Source organism: Pseudomonas sp. P8_241, assembly GCF_034008315.1.
GTDB lineage: Bacteria > Pseudomonadota > Gammaproteobacteria > Pseudomonadales > Pseudomonadaceae > Aquipseudomonas.
The window spans coordinates 3,013,092-3,032,120 of the sequence record NZ_CP125377.1 but is presented as its reverse complement, the minus strand read 5'-3'; the positions used below and the strand labels follow the sequence as shown (position 1 = coordinate 3,032,120).

The 19,029-nt window shown below is 62.5% G+C and carries 20 protein-coding genes; 17 read left to right on the top strand and 3 right to left on the bottom strand.

The window, feature by feature from the left end; genetic code table 11:
• The first annotated feature begins 70 nt into the window (after nucleotides 1–70).
• The 4 genes from QMK58_RS13855 to QMK58_RS13840 are packed head-to-tail and all read left to right on the top strand — an operon-like array spanning nucleotide 71 to nucleotide 2,767.
• Nucleotides 71–1,579 carry an FAD-binding oxidoreductase gene (locus QMK58_RS13855; RefSeq protein ID WP_320396456.1) on the top strand — a complete coding sequence of 503 codons (1,509 nt, stop codon included), beginning with the start codon at nucleotides 71–73 and terminating at the stop codon, nucleotides 1,577–1,579.
• Between the two features lie 11 nt (nucleotides 1,580–1,590).
• A complete protein-coding gene (locus QMK58_RS13850) occupies nucleotides 1,591–1,938 on the top strand; it encodes a c-type cytochrome (RefSeq protein WP_082344503.1) in 348 nt (115 codons plus the stop codon).
• Nucleotides 1,925–2,320 (top strand): twin-arginine translocation signal domain-containing protein, encoded by a 396-nt coding sequence (locus QMK58_RS13845; protein WP_053160806.1) that lies wholly within the window; start codon nucleotides 1,925–1,927, stop codon nucleotides 2,318–2,320. The genes QMK58_RS13850 and QMK58_RS13845 overlap by 14 nt, the downstream gene beginning before the upstream one ends.
• A gap of 12 nt (nucleotides 2,321–2,332) precedes the next feature.
• A complete protein-coding gene (locus QMK58_RS13840) occupies nucleotides 2,333–2,767 on the top strand; it encodes a nuclear transport factor 2 family protein (protein WP_320396455.1) in 435 nt (144 codons plus the stop codon).
• A 45-nt stretch (nucleotides 2,768–2,812) separates the two neighbouring features.
• On the opposite strand, the gene QMK58_RS13835 is transcribed toward QMK58_RS13840, so the two are convergent.
• Together QMK58_RS13835 and QMK58_RS13830 are read right to left on the bottom strand one after the other, a co-directional pair.
• Entirely contained in the window at nucleotides 2,813–3,982 is a 1,170-nt protein-coding gene (locus QMK58_RS13835) for an MFS transporter (protein WP_053160807.1), read from the bottom strand.
• Between the two features lie 10 nt (nucleotides 3,983–3,992).
• Nucleotides 3,993–4,811, bottom strand: coding sequence for an SDR family NAD(P)-dependent oxidoreductase (locus tag QMK58_RS13830; RefSeq protein WP_053160808.1), 819 nt, complete (start codon nucleotides 4,809–4,811; stop codon nucleotides 3,993–3,995).
• Between the two features lie 173 nt (nucleotides 4,812–4,984).
• On the opposite strand from QMK58_RS13830, the gene QMK58_RS13825 reads away from it, so the two are divergent.
• From QMK58_RS13825 to QMK58_RS13810, 4 genes are all read left to right on the top strand, one after another.
• Nucleotides 4,985–5,788: an alpha/beta hydrolase gene (locus tag QMK58_RS13825; RefSeq protein WP_320396454.1), complete on the top strand. Its 804-nt coding sequence runs from the start codon at nucleotides 4,985–4,987 to the stop codon at nucleotides 5,786–5,788.
• Nucleotides 5,789–5,956: 168 nt separating this feature from the next.
• The gene (locus QMK58_RS13820; RefSeq protein WP_320396453.1) at nucleotides 5,957–7,012 is read left to right on the top strand and encodes a maleylacetate reductase; all 1,056 of its coding nucleotides are present in this window, start codon (nucleotides 5,957–5,959) and stop codon (nucleotides 7,010–7,012) included.
• 42 nt (nucleotides 7,013–7,054) lie between these two features.
• A complete protein-coding gene (locus tag QMK58_RS13815) occupies nucleotides 7,055–8,011 on the top strand; it encodes a VOC family protein (RefSeq protein ID WP_156322363.1) in 957 nt (318 codons plus the stop codon).
• A gap of 12 nt (nucleotides 8,012–8,023) precedes the next feature.
• Nucleotides 8,024–8,668, top strand: a complete 645-nt coding sequence (locus QMK58_RS13810) for an alpha/beta hydrolase (RefSeq protein WP_053160812.1) — start codon at nucleotides 8,024–8,026, stop codon at nucleotides 8,666–8,668.
• Between the two features lie 48 nt (nucleotides 8,669–8,716).
• Here QMK58_RS13810 and QMK58_RS13805 read toward each other — a convergent pair whose 3' ends face one another.
• The gene (locus QMK58_RS13805) at nucleotides 8,717–10,084 is read right to left on the bottom strand and encodes an MmgE/PrpD family protein (protein ID WP_320396452.1); all 1,368 of its coding nucleotides are present in this window, start codon (nucleotides 10,082–10,084) and stop codon (nucleotides 8,717–8,719) included.
• Between the two features lie 172 nt (nucleotides 10,085–10,256).
• Here QMK58_RS13805 and QMK58_RS13800 point away from each other — a divergent pair, with 172 nt between their 5' ends.
• The 9 genes from QMK58_RS13800 (at nucleotide 10,257) to QMK58_RS13760 (ending at nucleotide 19,023) form a co-directional block, all read left to right on the top strand.
• Nucleotides 10,257–11,063: an SDR family NAD(P)-dependent oxidoreductase gene (locus tag QMK58_RS13800; protein WP_320396451.1), complete on the top strand. Its 807-nt coding sequence runs from the start codon at nucleotides 10,257–10,259 to the stop codon at nucleotides 11,061–11,063.
• A 22-nt stretch (nucleotides 11,064–11,085) separates the two neighbouring features.
• A complete protein-coding gene (locus QMK58_RS13795) occupies nucleotides 11,086–12,009 on the top strand; it encodes an NAD(P)-dependent oxidoreductase (protein WP_053160814.1) in 924 nt (307 codons plus the stop codon).
• Nucleotides 12,002–12,391, top strand: coding sequence for a carboxymuconolactone decarboxylase family protein (locus tag QMK58_RS13790; RefSeq protein WP_053160815.1), 390 nt, complete (start codon nucleotides 12,002–12,004; stop codon nucleotides 12,389–12,391). The genes QMK58_RS13795 and QMK58_RS13790 overlap by 8 nt, the downstream gene beginning before the upstream one ends.
• A gap of 68 nt (nucleotides 12,392–12,459) precedes the next feature.
• Nucleotides 12,460–13,290 (top strand): N-acyl homoserine lactonase family protein, encoded by an 831-nt coding sequence (locus QMK58_RS13785; protein WP_320396450.1) that lies wholly within the window; start codon nucleotides 12,460–12,462, stop codon nucleotides 13,288–13,290.
• Nucleotides 13,291–13,392: 102 nt separating this feature from the next.
• Entirely contained in the window at nucleotides 13,393–16,152 is a 2,760-nt protein-coding gene (locus QMK58_RS13780; RefSeq protein ID WP_320396449.1) for a LuxR C-terminal-related transcriptional regulator, read from the top strand.
• A 146-nt stretch (nucleotides 16,153–16,298) separates the two neighbouring features.
• Nucleotides 16,299–16,505, top strand: a complete 207-nt coding sequence (locus QMK58_RS13775) for a hypothetical protein (RefSeq protein ID WP_053160818.1) — start codon at nucleotides 16,299–16,301, stop codon at nucleotides 16,503–16,505.
• A 281-nt stretch (nucleotides 16,506–16,786) separates the two neighbouring features.
• Complete coding sequence (locus QMK58_RS13770; protein ID WP_320396448.1) at nucleotides 16,787–18,376, top strand: NAD(P)/FAD-dependent oxidoreductase; 1,590 nt, start codon at nucleotides 16,787–16,789, stop codon at nucleotides 18,374–18,376.
• On the top strand, nucleotides 18,376–18,579 hold the full coding sequence (locus QMK58_RS13765; protein ID WP_053160820.1) for a hypothetical protein: 204 nt from the start codon (nucleotides 18,376–18,378) through the stop codon (nucleotides 18,577–18,579). Before QMK58_RS13770 ends, QMK58_RS13765 begins: the two co-directional genes overlap by 1 nt.
• 9 nt (nucleotides 18,580–18,588) lie before the next feature.
• Nucleotides 18,589–19,023, top strand: coding sequence for a nuclear transport factor 2 family protein (locus QMK58_RS13760; RefSeq protein WP_053160821.1), 435 nt, complete (start codon nucleotides 18,589–18,591; stop codon nucleotides 19,021–19,023).
• Nucleotides 19,024–19,029: the final 6 nt, after the last annotated feature.

Here is a 19,029-nt window from a genome sequence, read left to right as displayed (position 1 = left end):
AGATCCAGCCCCCTATGATTCTGCTCAAGCGTGCCCCAACCGGCCGCAATAACAACAAGCGGAGTCCCGCATGACCAGCTATTCCGTCCTACCTGCCGGCGTAACGCAGGAACACTTTGCCCTCGCCATCAACGCCTTTCGCCATTTGCTGGGTGATGCCCAGGTGATCAGCGAACCCCAGCGCCTGGCGCCCTACCGAAAAATCATGTTGCCCCACGATGAGAACGACTACGCCGCCTCTGCCGCGCTGTTGCCGGATTCGGTCGAGCAGGTGCAAGGCATCCTGAAAATCTGCAACCGCTTCAAGGTGCCGTTGTGGCCCATCTCCACTGGCCGCAACTTTGGATATGGTTCGGCAGCGCCCGGCGAACGCGGACAGGTGGTTCTCGACCTCAAACGCATGAACCGCATTCTCGAAGTGGATGCGCAGCTGTGCACGGCGTTGGTCGAGCCGGGCGTGACCTACAAGCAACTGCAGGACTACCTGAAGGAACGCAATATTCCGTTATGGCTGTCCTTCCCTGCCCCCGGCCCGATTGCCGGCCCGGTTGGCAACACGCTGGAACGTGGCGAAGGCAACACCCCCTATGGCGATCACTTCAACAATGCCTGCGGCATGGAAGTGGTGTTGGCCAATGGCGAGGTACTGCGCACCGGCACGGGCGGTCTTCCGAACTCCAACTCATGGCAGATCTTCAAGTACGGCTTCGGCCCTTATCTGGACGGACTCTTCACCCAATCCAATTTCGGCGTGGTGACCAAGCTCGGCCTCTGGCTGATGCCGGCACCTGCCGGCCACCGTACAGTGCTGGTGCAATACGACGAGGCGCAGCTGGAAACCGCCATCGATACACTGGCCCCGCTGCGAATCGCCGGGCTCATTCCCAATGTCGGCGTAATGGCCAACGCCGCCATTGCCCTGACCTCGGCCAAAACGCGCCACGATATCTACCAGGGCACCGGCCCGGTACCGCAAGACATCATCCGCAGCGAAGCGAAGAAGATCGGCCTGGCCGACTGGAACATCATCTTCACCCTGTACGGCAGCGAAGAGCGCATTGCCGCCGACTACAAATTGGTCAGCCAGGCGTTCGAGCGCTCCGGCGCGCGGGTGATCCCTGATATTCATGATCCGATGCAGGTCAACGAGCTGTCGCTGGACGCCTTTCGTTTGTACAACTGGCGCGGCGGTGGCGGCTCCATGTGGTTCTCGCCGATCTGCCCGGCGCGTGGCCGCGACTTTGTCGAGCAAACCCGCCTGGCGCGCTCGATCTACGAAGAGTTCGGCTTCGACTATATGTCCGCCCCGGCCCTCAGCGGCCGCGCTCTGCACCATGTGATGCCACTGGAATACGACCGCACCGACGCTGAAGAAACCCAGCGCGCGCACCGTTGCTTCGAAAAGCTGATGGACGAATTCGCCAAACGCGGGCACGCGGTTTACCGCACCGGCATCGGCTATATGGACAAGCTGGCGGACAGTTACGGACCGGTAAAAAAAGAGGTCAACCGAGCGATCAAACGGGCGCTCGACCCGAACGGCATCCTCGCGCCCGGCAAGTCCGGCATTCGCCTGTGAGGCCCCCTGACATGACTATTTCCCCACTCGCTATTTGCCGCCCGCGGCGCAGTGTTTTGCGTTTTTCACCGCTGCTGCTCACCCTTGCTACCGCCACCCTGCCCGCCCACGCCGAGCGCAGTGCGCAACAGGTCTGGGCCGACACCTGCACCTACTGCCACAGCAACGGTATTGGCCCGGAACTGCGTGGCCGGCAACTGCCGCCAGCGATGATCCAGGCGTTTGCGCGCTTTGGTGTAAGGCAGATGCCGGCATTTCGCGACAGTGAAATCAGCGACTCGGAGTTGGCTACCCTGGCCAACTGGATCAGCCAGCAACCGGCGACAACTGCCGAGGAGAAACCCCATGTGGCGCCGTGATGTGTTGCGTGGTTCGCTGCTGATGGGCGGTGGCGCGCTGCTGGCCGGCCTGCCGCTGGCCAGCCCGGTATGGGCGGGCCCCGTCGAGATGCGCCTGATTGTGTTGCTCGAAGGCGACACCCGCATCGACAGCTTGATTGCCACATTGGGCAGAACGCCTGATGAAATCTGGCGTCTGCCCGCCGGCCAGTGGCTTCAGCCGGACGACTATGTTGCCCGCCTGGCCGGCCGCACCGGAAGTCGCTTATGCAGCTCGCTGGGCGCCGCCAACCATTGCCTGCTTCTCGATGCTTTGCGCGTGCAGGGTGCCGAGTTGCATGATGAACAACGCATTCTTTCAGCTTCAGGTGTCCCCTTATTCACGCTGCAGGCCGTTCTCTAAGGAGCCTTACCGATGATCAACAAAGCTATAGGTGCCGCGCTGCTAAGCGCCTGCCTCAACGTTCAGGCTGCGCCGCTTAGCAACAGGCAGGTGGTACTCGAGTTTATTCACCTGACCTTCACCGAGAAACAACTGCGCCCAGCCTTCGAGCGTTATGTGGCGCCGAGCTATATCCAGCACAACCCCAACGCACCGGATGGGACCGTGGCCGCCATCCAGTTTCTCGAAGGCTTTCAGCAACAGTTCCCCGACGCGCGCTACGACGTGCAGCGCGTGGCCAGCGAAGACGATCTGGTGTTTGTACACGTCCACGCACGCACCAGTGCCGATGATCCTGGCATCGCGGTAGTGGATATTTTTCGCCTGGAAAACGGGCGAATTGCCGAGCACTGGGACGTGCTTCAACCGGTGCCCGAGAAGTCGGTCAGCGCCCACCCGCTGTTCTGAATAAGTAGGTAAAAGGCGCCAGCATTGCGCTGGCGCCTTGAGTCTCTACGCACTCCCGACCGGTAACTGCGCTACCGCCCGCGACCACACCGGCAGCAAAAACAAGCTACCGCCCCAGGCCACCAGCAGAATGAGCAGAAAGTAACTCCACTGCCCATACGCCAGCGCGGCAAAAAACAGCGGCGCCGATAGCGTGGCGCCAATGCCGGTGATCTGCCCGACCATCCCGGCCGCCGTACCCGCCATACCCGGATCGGGCAACGCACGCGGCAATAATGCGTAGGCCAGCGCAATAAAACCACCTACTGCCAGCTGCTGCAAAATCGCCCCACACCAGGCCAGCGCGGCCCAGCCCCAGGGCACATAGAAGGCCACCCCGCCGGTCAAGGCGACGAATACCAGCAGCCCCCCAATCGGCAGCCCTGCCCACCCTCGCGTCAGCATCCAGCCAACCACAAAGCTGCCCGCCACTCCGGCCAAGCTGGCCAACGCCATCATTTGCGCGCTACGGGCCAGCTCAATGCCATGCACCTGGTTGAGGTACAGCGCTCCCACCGCGCTGGTGCCGATGCCCGCCAGCGCCGACATACTCAGGCTCAGGCCAAAGCGCAGCACCCGCACATTGCGCAGCACGGCAAAGCCGGTGCCCGCGCCAACCCGGGCACGCACGGCAGGTAGCACGACCACCGTCAATGCCAGCACCAGTAACACACCGGCATGCAGCAAAAAACCGCCCTGCCAGTGTGCCCCTCCGGCGAAGGGCGCTACCAACAACAAGCCAAAGGCATAGCCGACCGGCATTACCGTCGACCACAGCGTCAACGCTTGCACCTGACGGCGCCCTTCGGTGCTGATCATCAGCAGCGTCATGCCCGAGGTCAGCACGGCCACCAGCGCTATACCCTCTAGCAACAGGGCAACCCGCAACAGCCCAAAGCTGCTCACCAAGCCATTGGCCAGGCTGCAGGCGGCAATGCACAGCACTCCCACACCCAGCAACAGGCGCGGTCCGACCCGGTCAATCAGCCAGCCGACCGGAATGCCGGCAAACGCCAACGGCAGCAATTGCCCGGCGATGGCGATGCCCACCAACGAACTGGGCACCGTAAAGGCGCGGCCGATATCTGCGGCCAACGGGCCCATCATGCCGAGGGCCGAAGTGCCGGCCAGGCCGAATAGGTAAATCAACAGGATTGCAGGCCATTTGATCGTCATAACGAGCTCCTTAATCGGCGTGACCAAGCAGTGCGCCACCGTCGATGACGATCTCGCTGCCGGTGATAAACGATGAGGCGTCAGAGGCCAGGAGCAGCGCCAGGCCCTTGATCTCCTCGGGCTCGGCAACGCGCTGTTGCGGGTTGGTGGTTTCCAGCAGGCGGCGCATTTCGGGGTCTCGCACATGGCCGCCAGCGATATTGGTGGCGAATGCACCCGGCGCCATTGCGTTAACCTGAATGTTGTAGCGCGCCAGTTCCAGAGCTGCCTGGCGCATCAGGTGCGAAGCGGCGGCCTTGGCGGCGAAATAGGAGGTTCCCACCCCGCCGACGTTGCACAAGCTGGCGACCGACGTGGTAACGATGATCTTGCCGCTGCCGGCCGGCTTCATATGCCGCGCCGCCTCTTGTAAGGTATGCAGCACGCCACCCAGGTTGATGCCCAGGTAAGTGTGCCAATGCTCCTGGGTGATGTTCTCCAGCGCGCCCTCGACACTGCGGCTGCCGTCACGGGCAATAAAGCCTTCGCCGACGTCCACCCCGGCATTGGCAAACACCACATCGATGCGTCCCTCGCGGTGGGCGACCGCCTCGAACGCCGTCGCCAACGATGCCCGTGAACTTACGTCCACTGTCTCGCCGGACACCGCCACCCCCCGTGCACGCAGCCGCTCTACCACCGCCTCCAAGCGGCGAGTGTCTATATCCATCAACACCACCCGCGCGCCGTTTTCGGCCATGGCTTCAGCGCAGGCCAGGCCAATGCCACTGGCCCCACCGGTCACTACACACACCTTGTTGCTTACCTCGAACAATTGCGCAGCGTTCATCGCCTTCCCTCATTTTCTTGTTATGGAGAAAAGGCAGCAGAGCGTCGGGCCTGGCGCGAATCACCTATCTATCGACTGCGTGGGGCCTGCGCTATCCAACGATAGGTGCCCTACTCACTCACCCGACCCAAGCTCCTGGCTCGCAAACCCAGACACAGCCTCAGGAGCCCACAATGTCCAACAACAGCTTCGGCGACGCCCGCGTCGATCACAGCGGTTTCGACCGCCACGAGTACCTGATCAACGGCTGCCCCACCGTGGTGTACAGCGCAGGCGACGGCCCGCCACTGGTATTTCTGCACGGCGGCGGCACATGGCACGGCATCGATTTCGCCCGTGCCTGGACCGACCGTTTTCGCGTGATCCTGCCTTATCACCCAGGCTTCGGGCAGTCTGCGGACAACCCCAACATCGACAGCCTGCAAGACTACCTTCAGCACTATCAGGAGCTGTTCGAGGTCATGGGTCTGGCGCATTTCAATCTGGTGGGTTTTTCCCTCGGCGGGCGCATGGCGGCCGAGTTCGCGATTCAGCACGGCCAGCAGATCGACAAACTGGTGCTGATTGCGCCGGCCGGTCTGGACGTGAAAGAGCACCCTCAGCCGGACTTTATGGTTATTGCGCCGGAAGAGATTCCGTACTATCTGGTGCATGACATCGTCACGCTGCTGCCATTCTTGCCCAACGGCCCGGACGAAGAATTCGGCGCCATGCGCATGCGTGAAGGCATGTCCGTGGCACGTATTTCCAACAACGGCGTGATGACCAATCCCAAGCTGCCGAACTGGCTGCACCGCATCCGCATGCCCACCCTGCTGCTGTGGGGCAGCGAGGACCGCATCGTGCCGCCGGGCCAGGCCGAGCACTGGCAGCGCCTACTGCCGCACGCACAGTTAAAAATGTTTCCCGCCGCCGGCCACCTGGTGCTGGACGAGGCGCCCCAAGCCCGCGACGCCGTCGCCGGGTTCCTGCTGTAACTGCTAACGATGGGCCATCGCGCCCATCACTGCGGCCGCGAAAACGACCCTGATTGGCAGTACGGCCGCACTATCTTTCGGCAGGTGATTGGCACCTCCCCCGAGCACAACCTGCTAGCACGACACAGTGTTCCAGCAGCACGCCAGCCTCGGGAGTACCACCGCGCTATGCAGCCTTTCATCTACAACGCACTACCATCACGAGTCATTTTCGGCTTTGGCACCCTGGCCCAAACGGCCGACGAAATCCGCGCCTTGGGTTGCTCACGCGCACTGGTGTTGACCACGCCACAACAGCGCGACGCCGGCGAACGCCTGGTCGCGCAATTGGCTGAACTGGCCGTCGGCCTTTACGACAACGCCACCATGCACACGCCCGTGGAGGTCACCCAAGACGCCCTCACGGTGGTCAAGCGCTGCGGTGCCGACTGCGTTGTGGCACTGGGCGGAGGCTCGACCATCGGCCTGGGCAAAGCCATCGCGCTGCATACTGATCTGCCACAGATCGTGATTCCCACCACCTACGCCGGCTCCGAAGCGACGCCCATTATCGGCCAGACCGAGAATGGCCTGAAGACCACCCAGCGCACCCTCAAGGTGTTGCCGGAAGTGATCATCTACGACGTAGAACTCACCCTCAGTCTGCCGGCGCAGATGACTGTCACCAGCGGCCTGAACGCCATCGCCCACGCCGTGGAGGCGCTGTATTCGAAAGACGCCAACCCGCTAATTTCCTCGCTCGCCGAACAGGGCATCGCCGCCATTGGCCGCGCCCTGCCCCATATCCACGTCAACCCGCAAGACCGCGAAGCACGCTCCGATGCGCTGTTTGGCGCCTGGGCCTGCGGCACCTGCCTGGGCGCGGTGGGCATGTCGATTCACCACAAGCTGTGCCACACCCTGGGCGGCAGCTTCAACCTGCCGCACGCCGAAACCCACACGGTGATTCTGCCCCACGCCACGGCGTACAACGCCGCCGCCGCACCCGAGGCCATGGCCCGCATCGCCCGTGCCTTGGGCGTGGAAAACGCAGCGCAAGGACTGTTCGATTTGGCGTTCAAGCATGGCGCACCCACCCGCCTGGCCGACATTGGCATGCAGGCGAAAGACGTAACGCGCGCGGTGGAAATCGCCTGTGCCTCGCCCTACTGGAACCCTCGGCCCATTGAATCGGCGGCCATTGGTGAACTGCTCGACAACGCTTTTAACGGCACCCGTCCGTAACACGCCAACGCGCAGCGAATGCTCAACCACAAGGAGAACGTCATGGAACTCAACCCGCACATCTTGCGTCACCACCACATCACCCTTAACGTCGGCGGAGCCCAGGAAGACTACGACTTCCACACCCAGGTACTGGGCCTCAAAAGCGTAAAGAAAACCGGTCTGTATGACGGTACTGACCCGATCTATCACTTCTACTACGGCAACGACATCGGTGAAGAAAGCACCCTGATCACCTGCTTCCCTATGCGCCAGTCCGGCCGTAAAGGCCGCCCTGGCAGCGGGCAGATCAAGACCCTGGCGCTCTCGGTACCAGTGTCGTCGTTGAGTTTCTGGGCCAAGCACCTGGAAAGCCACGGCTTCAAACCGCAATTCCAGGAACGCTTCGGCGAACAGCTGCTGCACTTCGCCCACCCCTGTGGCATTTGCTACGAGCTGGTGGGCATTGCCGATGATGACCGCAAGCCTTACTCCAACGGCGTAGTGCCATCCGAATTCGGCATTCGCGGCACCCACGGAATTACCGTCTCCGTGCGCGACCTGGAGAACTCGGCCGAATTCATGCACTACGGCTGGAGCGGCAAACTGCGCAACACCGACGGCGCATTTAGCCGCTACGAAGTGGGTAACGGCGGTTCGGGCACCATTATCGACTTCCAACTCGAACCGGACCTGGCGCAAGGCTCCTGGGCCTATGGCGAGGGCACCGTGCACCACTGCGCATTCGAGGTCACCGATCTGGAGATCCAGAAGAGCGTCAAGCTGCACCTCGAAGGCCTGGGCTACACCGACGTGTCCGACCGCAAAGACCGTGGCTATTTCGACTCGGTGTATGTGCGCACGCCGTCTGGCGCGCTGTTTGAAGCGGCGGTGTCGAAACCCGAAGGCTTCCTGGTGGACGAGGCGCTCGAAGACCTCGGCAAAACCATCCAGATTCCGCCGCAGCTCGGCCCGCGCGCCGAGGAAATCGCTGCCTACCTCGAACCCCTGAAATACTGAGGGGCTGCCGGGATGAGTGCGAACCCGCATCTGCAGTATCCCACCCTCGCCTCGGGGCCCGCCCCCGAGGCCCAGGGCGGCGCGGCCATTCTGATTCATGGCCGCACACAGAGCCCGGCAGACATGCTCGCCATCACCGCGCGCATTAACCTGCCGGACATCCCCTATTTCGCCATCCAAGCCGCACAACACTCCTGGTACCCGGACAAATTCATGGCGCCGCTGGAGAACAATCAGCCGGCGCTGGACTTTGCCCTGGCGCGCCTCGAGGCTGCCGTCGTCGAGCTGGAAAATCGCGGCATCGCGCGTTCGCGCATTGTGCTGATCGGCTTCTCTCAAGGCGCCTGCCTGGCCTGCGAATACCTCTATCGCCATCCGCATCGCTGGGGCGGGTTGATCGCCTTTACCGGCGGTTTGATAGCGCCTCCTGGCACGTCCTGGCTAACGCCTGACAAGCTGGCCGGCACGCCGGTGTTCTTCGGCAATAGCGAAGCCGATCCTTGGGTCCCTTTGGCGCGTACCGAGGAAACAGCCGAAGTGTTTCGTCGTATGGGCGCCGAGGTTGAGCTGCAGGTGTACAACGGGCGCGGCCATGAGGTAGGTGACGAGGAAATCGCCCTGGGGCGAGACCTTCTGCAACGCACCCTCGGGCTGTAACGCCGCTCCGTAAGCAGGGCCATGCGGCCCTGCTTGCACTCACGCCGCTTAACCCGCTGCCAACGCCATCAGGTGCCCGGCATCTGCGGCCTTATCCAACGCCCAGAGTCCGTCCAGCAATGGCGCCACGGCACAGCCTGAACGGCCATAGGCCGCAAGCTCACGCAGCTTGGCTTCCAGTTCAGCATCACTCAACGGCAGCGCCAAACCACCGCGTGCGGTCTCCACCCGATGGCTCACCAGCTCGCCGGATTGCAGCCAGATGTGCACCTGCGCCGACTCCACCGAATAGCTGGGGTCATCGCGCATGACCAGCTTCGGGTACAAGGCTCGCAAACGTTCATCGGCCACCGCTGCATCACTGAACGAGGCGAGCCCCGCTTGCCCGGTCAACAGGCTGACAGCCACCGCATGCTGGGCACTGACCTGCGATTCGCGTCCCAGCCCAATAGTCGGCCGGTCCGTGCGCTCGCGCAGCAGCGGGTGACCGATCAACTCAATACGATCGATGGGCTCCCGCGACCAGTCCCGCTGCTGCGCCAATGCCAGACAAGCCTCGATCACAGGGTTGAGCACCACCCCGCACGGATAGGGTTTGTAGGTATTGGCCGCCAAAGACCACTGCTCGCCGAGCCCTTCCTGCAACGCCGCGTAACGGGGTTGCTCACCCATCACCCGCAGAAAGCCACGCTCACCTTCCAGTGGTTGCTCGGGCCCGGCAAACCCCTGCTCGGCCAGCAAGGCCGACAGCATGCCGTTGCGCGGTGCATTGCCCACACTCAGGCTTTTTGCCGCGCTACCTAACGTTTCCACCAACCCCGACGCCTGCGCGCTGGCGTTGCCCAGCGCCCAGTGCAGTTGCCGGGCATTCAACCCCAGCACGTTGCCCACCGCCGCTGCGGCGCCAAAAACACCACAGGTGGATGTGATATGCCAGCCGCGCTGGTAGTGCCAGGGGTGCAGTGCCATACCCAGGCGGCACTCCACCTCGATGCCCAGCGCCAACGCCAGCAGCAGTTGCTCACCACTGACCGGCCGGGTTTCAGCCAGCGCGAACAAGGCCGCTGCCACCGGCGCCGTAGGATGGATGATGGTCGGAATATGGGTATCGTCGAAGTCATAGACATTGGCACTCATCGCATTGATGGCTGCCGCGTCGAGCATGTCCAGGCGTTCGCTGCGCCCGATCACCCGGCCCTGGCCACCGCCGCGCAGGCACCCTTGTAGCGCCAGCACCTTGCCAATATCCGGGTCGTCGCAACCGGCCAGGGCCACCGCGAAGTAGTTCACCAACGCACGTTTGGCTTCGTGCTGAATGGCCGTGGGCAGATCGCTCCACCGTGTGTTTTCAATAAAACCGGCCAGTTGCCGGGTCACAGCAGGGGCGGCGGGAATCGGGTTTTCAGTGGGGCGCATCGACATCTCCTCGAAGGTGGTGCCGCCGATAGATACGCGCGCCACCCCTGGCGCGCACCTATCCATAGGCAGGCGCGGCGCCAGTGCCCCTCACTATCTTTCGGCAGGTGCCTTGGCAGGGGGCAGGCGCAAAGCTGGCCCGGCACTTCAGACAGCCCAGAGGAAACCCGGCATGGCCCCCTTTATCGAAAACCGCCCCCTGCACGGCAAACGCGCGCTGATCACCGGTTCCGCCGCTGGCCTTGGCCTGGCGATTGGCAAGGCGTTGGCGAAAGCCGGTTGCGCGGTGGTGTTGCATGGCCGGGCGCCCGCAAACACCATGGCGGCCCCCTGCGCTGAACTAAGCGAGCACCATGCTGTGCCCGTGCATTACCTGAGCGCCGATCTGTCTAGCGCCGAGGGTGTAACGGCGCTGGTGGAGGGCGCCCGCGAGGTGCTCGGCGGCGTCGATATTCTGGTAAACAACGCGGTCACCCGGCACTTCGCCCCGGTACACGAATTTCCGCTAGAGGCTTGGGACCTGGCCTTGGCCGTCAACCTCTCGGCGGTGTTCCAGGCCACCCGCCTGCTGCTGCCGGGCATGCGCGAACAGCGCTGGGGCCGGATCATCAACCTGACCTCGATCTACGGCATGCGCGGCACACCGAACCGGGTAGATTACGTGACCACCAAAAGCGCGTTGCTCGGCTTCTCCCGCGTCGTGGCGCTGGAAAACCTCGACCACGGAATTACCTGTAACTCCGTTTCCCCCGGCTCCACCCTTACCCCATCGATTGCCGCCCGCGTCGAGGCGTTACGCCAGCGCGACGGGCTCGACGAAGAAGAGGCCGTGCGCCGCTTCCTGGCTGGCAAGCAGCCATCGGGACGCTTCAACCAGGCCGAACACGTCGGCGAACTGATCACCTTCCTGTGCGGCGAAGCCGGCACCGATATCACCGGCGCCATGCTGCCGGTTGATGGCGGTTGGCTGGCGAGCTGACAACTCACCCGGAGAACTCCAGATGTCCAATCCAAGCATCGGCTTTATCGGCCTCGGCACCATGGGCGAGCCCATGGCCACCCGCCTGGCGCAAGCCGGTTATGACCTGACCGTATCCGACCTCAACGAGGCCGCAGTCGAGCGCCTAGTCGCCCTGGGCGCCAAGCGTGCCAGTAGCCCGGCCGCGGTGGCCTCGCAAGCGGAGATCGTCTTCGCCAGCCTGCCTACTCCAGATGTGGTGGAGAAGGTCGCACTGGGCGACCAGGGCGTTGCCGCTGGCAGCAAGGTGCGGGTCTTTGTCGACTTGTCTACCACTGGCCCGCGTACCGCCAAGCTGGTGGCGCAAGCGCTGGCAAAAAACGCCGTTATTGCCGTCGACTGCCCGGTGAGCGGCGGTGCTGCCGGCGCGCAAAAAGGCAGCCTGGCACTGATGGTGTCCTGCCCGACGCCGACCCATGACGAACTGCTGCCGATCCTCCAGCACCTGGGCAAGGTGATCTTCTGCGGTGAAGAACCGGGTCTGGGCCAGACCATGAAACTGGTGAATAACCTGGTGTCGGTCACCGCCCTGGCCGTGTCCTCCGAAGCGCTGGTGATGGGCGTAAAAGCCGGTCTCGATCCGCAAGTGATGCTCGACGTGTTCAACGCCGGCAGCGGTCGCAACAGCGCTACCGCCGACAAGCTACCGCGCGCCGTGCTACCGCGCACCTTCGACTTCGGTTTCAGCACCGCCTTGTCACTCAAAGACACCCGACTGTGCCTCGATGAAGCCGAGGCCATGGGCGTGCCCATGCCGGTTGGCAGCGCCGTACGCCAGGTACTGAACATGACCCGCGCAGCCTTCGGCGATAACGCCGACTTCACCCGCATGGTCTGCCTGATCGAACAGTGGGCCGGTGTTGAAGTGCCTACCGTCGCCAAAAAACAAGGAAACCACCATGGATAACGCACTGTTCGAAAAAGGCTTCACCAACCGCAAGACGGTACTGGGTGCCACCCATGTGGAGAAATCCTGGGCCAGCGCCGATGCCTTCAACAAGCCCATGCAGGAACTGGTTACCGAGTACTGCTGGGGCGCGATCTGGGGTGACGAAACCCTGCCCTTCAAAACCCGCAGCCTGCTCAACTTGGCCATGCTCACAGCCATGAACCAGCACCACGAACTGGGCGTACACGTCAAAGGCGCGCTCACCAATGGCGTGAGCGAAGAAGAGATTCGGGCGGTGCTGATGCAAGCGGCCATTTACTGCGGCGTGCCGTCTGCCTTGGCGGCATTTCGCGTGGCCAGCGAAGCGATCAAGGTGTGGGAGGCCGAACACCAGAGCTGATTGCCACTCCTGCTGCTCCCGGCCTGCCCCGGCGGGCCACTCTACAAAAACAAGACCGGAAGCCGCCGATGAACAACCCACCCTGCTACGAAGTGTTTGCGCTGCGCTACGCCCATGTGGCGCGTCGGCGTCGTGACAATTTTATGGAAATTCACGACGCCCACGATCTGCCCATGCCCATGGACTATTTCGTCTGGCTGATTCGCGGTGAAGGCCGCACCTGGTTGGTCGATACGGGCTTCAATCAGGCCGCCGCCGACGCCCGCGGCCGCACGCTGCTGCGCTGTCCGATCAAGGCCTTGGAAGTCCTGGGCCTCAGCCCGCAGGACATCAGCGACACCGTCATAACCCATATGCACTACGACCACGCCGGCAATACAAACCTGCTGCCCAACGCACGTTTCCACCTGCAGGAAACGGAGATGCGGTACGCCACCGGGCGCTACATGCTCTATAAACCGCTGCGCCAGCCGTTCAACGTCGAAGACGTGGTCAATATCGTGCGCGGTGTTTATCAGGAGCGCGTGGTGTTCCACGACGGTGACGTCGAACTGGCCCCTGGCATTCAACTGGTTCACGTCGGCGGTCACACCCAGGGCTTGCAAGCGGTGCGCGTCCATACCGCGCGGGGCTGGGTGGTGCTCGCCTCGGACGCCAGCCATTACTACGACAACATGGAGCACGAGGCGCCCTTCCCGGTGGTGCTCAACGTCGGCGACATGCTCGACGGCTACCGCAAACTGCTGGCCCTGGCCGACTCGGCGCAGCACCTGATACCCGGCCACGACCCCTTGGTACGCGCGCGTTATCCGTTCCACGGCGACCCGTTCGACGACGTGGTTGCCCTGCACCTGCCGCCCCATGCCAGTGCTGGACAACCGCAGCCCTTTGCGCCATAAGAACCCACCTGCCGTGACCGGGCTACTCACCCGGCACGCGTTGTTCAGGCATATCAACAAGAGGTCGAGTTATCGACCCAGATGTATAGAGGCGACGTGCATATGCGCAGTAGAACCGCTTCCGACTCCCAGGAACCGACTCAAGTCTTCCTGATCGGCTCCCGACTGCTCCCCCCGGCAGAAACCGCCAACCTGATTGCCCGCCCACGCTTGAACAAGCGTTTCGGCGAAGCCGGTGAAGCCGTGCTCGCATTGGTTCAGGCGCCCCCCAGTTACGGCAAAACCTGCGTGCTCGCCCAGCACTACCACCTGCTGCAGCAGCACGGCCAGCGCGTCACCTGGTTGTCGCTGGACGCCAGCGCCCAGGAGTTGCCGGTATTTGTCGCCTACCTCAAAGGCGCGATTGAACTGGCCGACGTCGAAGGCCTGGCCCACGAACAGCTCACCCGGGTCGGTGAAAACAACCTGCACCGGGCCTTCAACGCGATTCTTGGTCTGGTGAAAACCCAGGCCGGCGCGCCGTTGTATGTCTTCGTCGACGACGTTCACCATCTGGCCGGCACTGACTCAGTGCGGGTGCTGTCGATGCTGATTGACCATGCGCCACCGGGGCTGCATTTCATTCTGTCGTTCCGTGGCGAGCCCTGCCTGTCGGTGGCCCGTCAGCGTATGCACGGCCAGGTCTATGACCTCGGCAACCAGGACCTGCGCTTCAGCCATGGCGAGACCGTGCAGTTGATGGAGCGCCATGGCGTCAGCGGCTTGGATCAGGCGCAACTGAACATTCTCGAAGCCCGTTTGGAGGGCTGGGTAGGCGGTCTCAAACTCGCCGCCATGTTGCTGCGCCGCGACCCGGAACTGCTGCACGACCTGGCGAACTTCTCAGGTGAACGCCGTCAGTTCGCCGACTTTTTTCTGCAGGATGTGCTGCTGCGCCAACCCGACAACATTCGCCGTTTTCTGCAGTACAGCGCCGTGCTGGACCGCCTGTGTGTGCCACTGTGCAATGCGCTGACGCAGAGCCATGACGGCCAGGACATGCTGCGTGAGTGCGAAGCCCGTGGCCTGTTTCTACTAGCAATGGACGAAGAGCAAAAGTGGTATCGCTACCACCCGCTGTTCGCCGAGTTCCTACGCCGCCAGGTGCGCGAGAGCGACCCTGCGCTGTATCAACAGCTGAACCGCCGGGCCAGCGACTGGTACTCCGACAATCAGTTGCATACCGAAGCCTTTAACCACGCCCTGGCCAGCGCTGACACGCTGCGCGCAGCGGAAATCATGGACGCCAACTGCGAACAGATTTTCAGCGCCGACGAGAACGCGGTAAGCCTGGTGGAAAAATTGCCGGCCGACATGCTGGAGCGTTTTCCGCGCATGCTCCTGGCCAAAACCTGGAACCTGTTGATGGGCTGGCAGTTCGAAACCTGCCGCCACTTGCTGGTGACTGCCCGCCAGAGCATCGACCGCCTGGAGCAGGCCGGAGAGGTGTCGGAAATGGAAATTCGCAACCTCAACCATCAGATGATGCACCGCGAAATGATGCTGGCCATGCTCGCGGACGAGATGCCCCAGGTCGAGGACAAGGCGCGCACCCTGGTCGACGAATACGATGACGCCCACCCCCTGGTACGCGCCAGTCTCTACACGGCGCTGATCTATGCACGACGCGAGCACTACAAGCTCGGCGATATCGAGCGCCTGCATACCCAGGCGCTGGAGTATCTCAACCGTGTCGGCAGCCCGCTGGGCACTGTTTTTCACCAGGCGGTGCTGGGCCCTTCACGCTTTGTCGCCGGGCGCGTGCACGTGGCGCTGCATTCGCTCAACGAAACGCTGAAATCGGCTGAGCGCATTGCCGGTAAAGGCTCGCCACTGGCCGCCGTGGTGGCCATGCACCTGGCGAAAATCCACTACGAGCGTGATGAGCTGACGCTTTCGCGCAACATCCTCGAACAGTACCTGCCGCAGATCAGCTACAAGGGTTTTGTCGACCAGGCCATTGCCGGCTGGCTAACCCGAGCACGGCTGTCGATGATCGACGGCGACGTTTCCACCGCCTTGCGCATGCTCGATGAGGCCGACGTGTTTGCTCAGGAGCACGACTTCGAGCGGCTGCGCCTGTTCACCCTCGCCGAACGACTGAAATGGCTGCTGCGTCAGGGCGACACCGACTCGGTAATTCGCCTGGGACGCAAGCATGACCTGCGCCGGCCGGCCAACCTGTTCACCCCGCACCACGGCATCACCACCCGCGACGAGGCCCGCGCGTTGTCCTGGGTACGGGTCGCCCAGGCCGAAGACCGCCTGCCTGAAGCGTTGGGTCTGGCCAAGCAATGGCACCGCCATATGAGCGCGGCGGATGCCATTCGCAGCGTGCTGCGCTGGGACCTGATCATCGCCCACCTGTCGCTGCTGTCCGGCGACAAGCGCGCAGCATTGCGAATCGTGCGGCGGGCCATGTTCCAGGCCGCACCGGGCGGTTTTATTCGCGTATTTCTCGATGAAGGCGCTTGGCTGCACGGCTTGCTGCGCGAGCAAATGCAGGCCGCCGCGCTGGAAGGTGAGCCGGCCGATGCCTTTGCCACGCAGTTGCTGCAACGCTTTCGCGGTGACAGTGCCATTGCCGCCAAACCGGCCTTGCCGGCCAGCGAACCGGTGGCCATTGCCGGCTCATTGAACAGCCGCGAGCTGGACATTCTCAAGATGGTTGCCGCCGGCATGCTTAACCGCGAAATCGGCGACAAGCTGGGCATGACCGAAGGATCGGTGAAGTGGTACCTGCAGCAGATCTACGACAAGATCGGCATCCGCCGCCGCTCCCAAGCCGCCGAACGCGCCCGGCAGTTGGGCATTCTGCGTTGACCCCTGGTGCGCGCCTATCCATTGATAGGTGCCGCGCCCTTCCTTAGGCTCGCCAGGCCACCGATCAAACCGGCGAACTATTCTCGCAAGCAGCCAAAAGGACAACAAGGTGCCGCCGTTCCTGAACGGCCTGGTCGATCTGCCCGTTGGCCGCAAACTCTGTCGAAATTGCCTCTGCCCTGTTGCAGCTGCTACTGGCTTTGCGTGACCGCGAGTACAGCTATCGCAACGTTTACAGGAGTGGGGACGAGTCGATGCAGGACGCCGCGGCGAACGATCACATAGCGGCCTCCAGCGCTGAACTGGCACGTCAGGGTGGCGAGCAGCAACTGGTGAAGCAATTTCGCACCTGAGCATCGCTATCTTTCGACAGGGTTATTGCGCAGATGTCGACGCCACACTAGCCCTCAATCCGTACAGCTTATGCGTAACAGCTGCAAGACATTCGGCCCTCCCATGCCGCTGAATTTTTAGGGGTGACCGTGCTGAGACTGGGCGGTCGCCCCTTTTTTTGCAGCGGTTGACAGGGCGCGCTGCGCCACTATCCATGGATAGGTGCTCAGCCGCGTCGGCATTTCTAGCATCAGCCCCATTGGGCAGTTACCCACCGACAGGAACAACAGGAATCATCGACATGAGCAACTCCTACGACATCGTCGCCGTGGGCTCCGGCCACAACGGCTTGGTCGCTGCCGCTTACCTGGCTGCCGCCGGTAAAAAGGTTTTGGTACTGGAACGCAACGCCTGGTTCGGTGGCGGCGTAGTGACCCGCGAACTGACCGTGCCGGGTTTCCGTCATGACCAACACAGCGTCGGGCACATCTTTATCCAGGCCAACCCGCTGATCCGCAACGACGAACTCGGCCTGCTGAGCAAATATGGCCTGACCTACATCTACCCCGAAGTACCGCTGATCTCGGTGTTTGAGGATGGCAGTACCCTGAGCCTGTACCGCAACCGAGAGAGGAACTATCAGGAGCTGGCCAAGTTCTCGCAAAAGGACGCCGAGGCCTACCTGAAGTTCTCCGAAATAGCCGCTCACTACCTGCCCATGTTGCTTGGCACCCTGTACTCGGCGCCGGTACCGATGGGCGCGCAGTTCGCCATGATGGACCAGAGCCCGGAAGGCCGGGCCATGTTCGCCACCATGATGAAAAGCAGCTGGGAAATTATCTGCGAGTGGTTCACCCACGAAAAAATTCGGCTGCACTTTGCCCGCATGGTCGGCGAGAACCTGGCCAGCCCCGAGGAACTGGGCTCCGGTATTAGCCTATTTATGTTTCTCGGTTTTATGGAGAAGTACGGCGTCGGCATTCCGATCGGCGGCAGTGGTGCGCTGACCGATGCGCTGATTCGTTGTATTCGCGATCACGGTGGCGAGGTGCTCGCCTCGGTCGACATCGCCAAAATCGAAACTCGTGGCGGTCGCGCCAGCGCCGTGCGCAGCCATGATGGCCGTGTGTTCGAAGCCAAGGATGCAGTCATTGGCGGTATTCACCCGCACCTGTTGCGCAATTATCTGGACGATGCAGGAGTAGCCCCGCAGGTATTCGAGCACGCGGAACGTACCCAGACCTCACCCTGTGCCTGCATCACCATTCATGCCGCGCTCAGTGAAAAGCTGCGTTTCAAGGCCGGCGACCACGTCGACCAGGCCGCGTTTATCGAACTGTTGGCGGTCGATCTCACTCGCTTCCGCCGCTCCTTCGACGACGTACGCTATGGCGAACTGCCGCGCGACCCGCTACTGGCCCTGGTCTCGCCGACCAACCTGGACCCGACACGTGCACCTGCCGGCCGCGCCACCATGCATGCCTGGGCGTACGTGCCATTCCAGATCGGCCAACGCCCGCCGGAGTATTGGGATGAAATCAAGGAGAGCTATGCCGAAGAGCTGCTGGCCAGGATGAGTCCGTTTTTCCACAACCTTTCCAGCGACTTGATCATCGCCAAACACGTCGACACTCCGCTGGATATGCAACGCACCTCGCCCAGCTTTCAGCGCGGCGATCTGCACGGCATCGCCGGCTACCAACACCAATTCGGCGCCCACCGCCCGACCCCGGAACTGGGCCGCAACACAGTGCCCGGCGTCGAGCGCTTCTACCTGGTAGGCCCATTCCAACACCCGGGCGGCGGTGTATTCGGCGCCGGCCGAGCGACAGCCATACGCATGTTCGATGACCTCAAGATGAACTTCGGAAAATTCAACAAGGTGTCCTAATGAAGCTCTTTTCCCCCGATGGCAGTGAACTGATGAAAATCGAAGCACTTGAGCGTGATGGTGAGTTGCTGCTGCTCAAGGGCACCGCCTTTGGTGCCATGCCGATCACCGCCCAACTGCGCCCGCAGGAAATGCGCGGCGGTTTCAGCCTGTTCAATCTCAAGCTGTTGTGCTTTGTCATCAGCATGCTGTTTCGCCGCTGAGAGGTCGCCATGCACACATCCGCCAACAAGCAACTAGTGCTCAACTACCTGCGCCATATGGAGGACGGCAACAGTCCCGCCGCCCTCGCCCTGGCCAGCGATGACGCCCGCTTCTGGATGCCCGGCCCGGGTGAACTGAGCAAGCACCAGGTAGCCGAGTTTTTTAAGCAGGTCGGGCCGCTGATACTCAGCATGCGCTTTACCATCCACGGCGTGATCGAGGAAGGTGAGCGCATCGCGGTCGAGGCCAGCGGGCTTGCGCAACTGGCCAACGGCAAGCAGTACGCCAACGACTACCACTTTCTGTTTGTCGTTCGCGAGGGTCAGGTCACGGCCATGAAGGAATATGCCGACACCGCGCCGGCGGCGGTGTTCTTCGAAACCAGCGCGCAGCACAACGCTGACGGACCGCACAACGATTCCATCATCCGCCCCCAAGAATAAGATCCA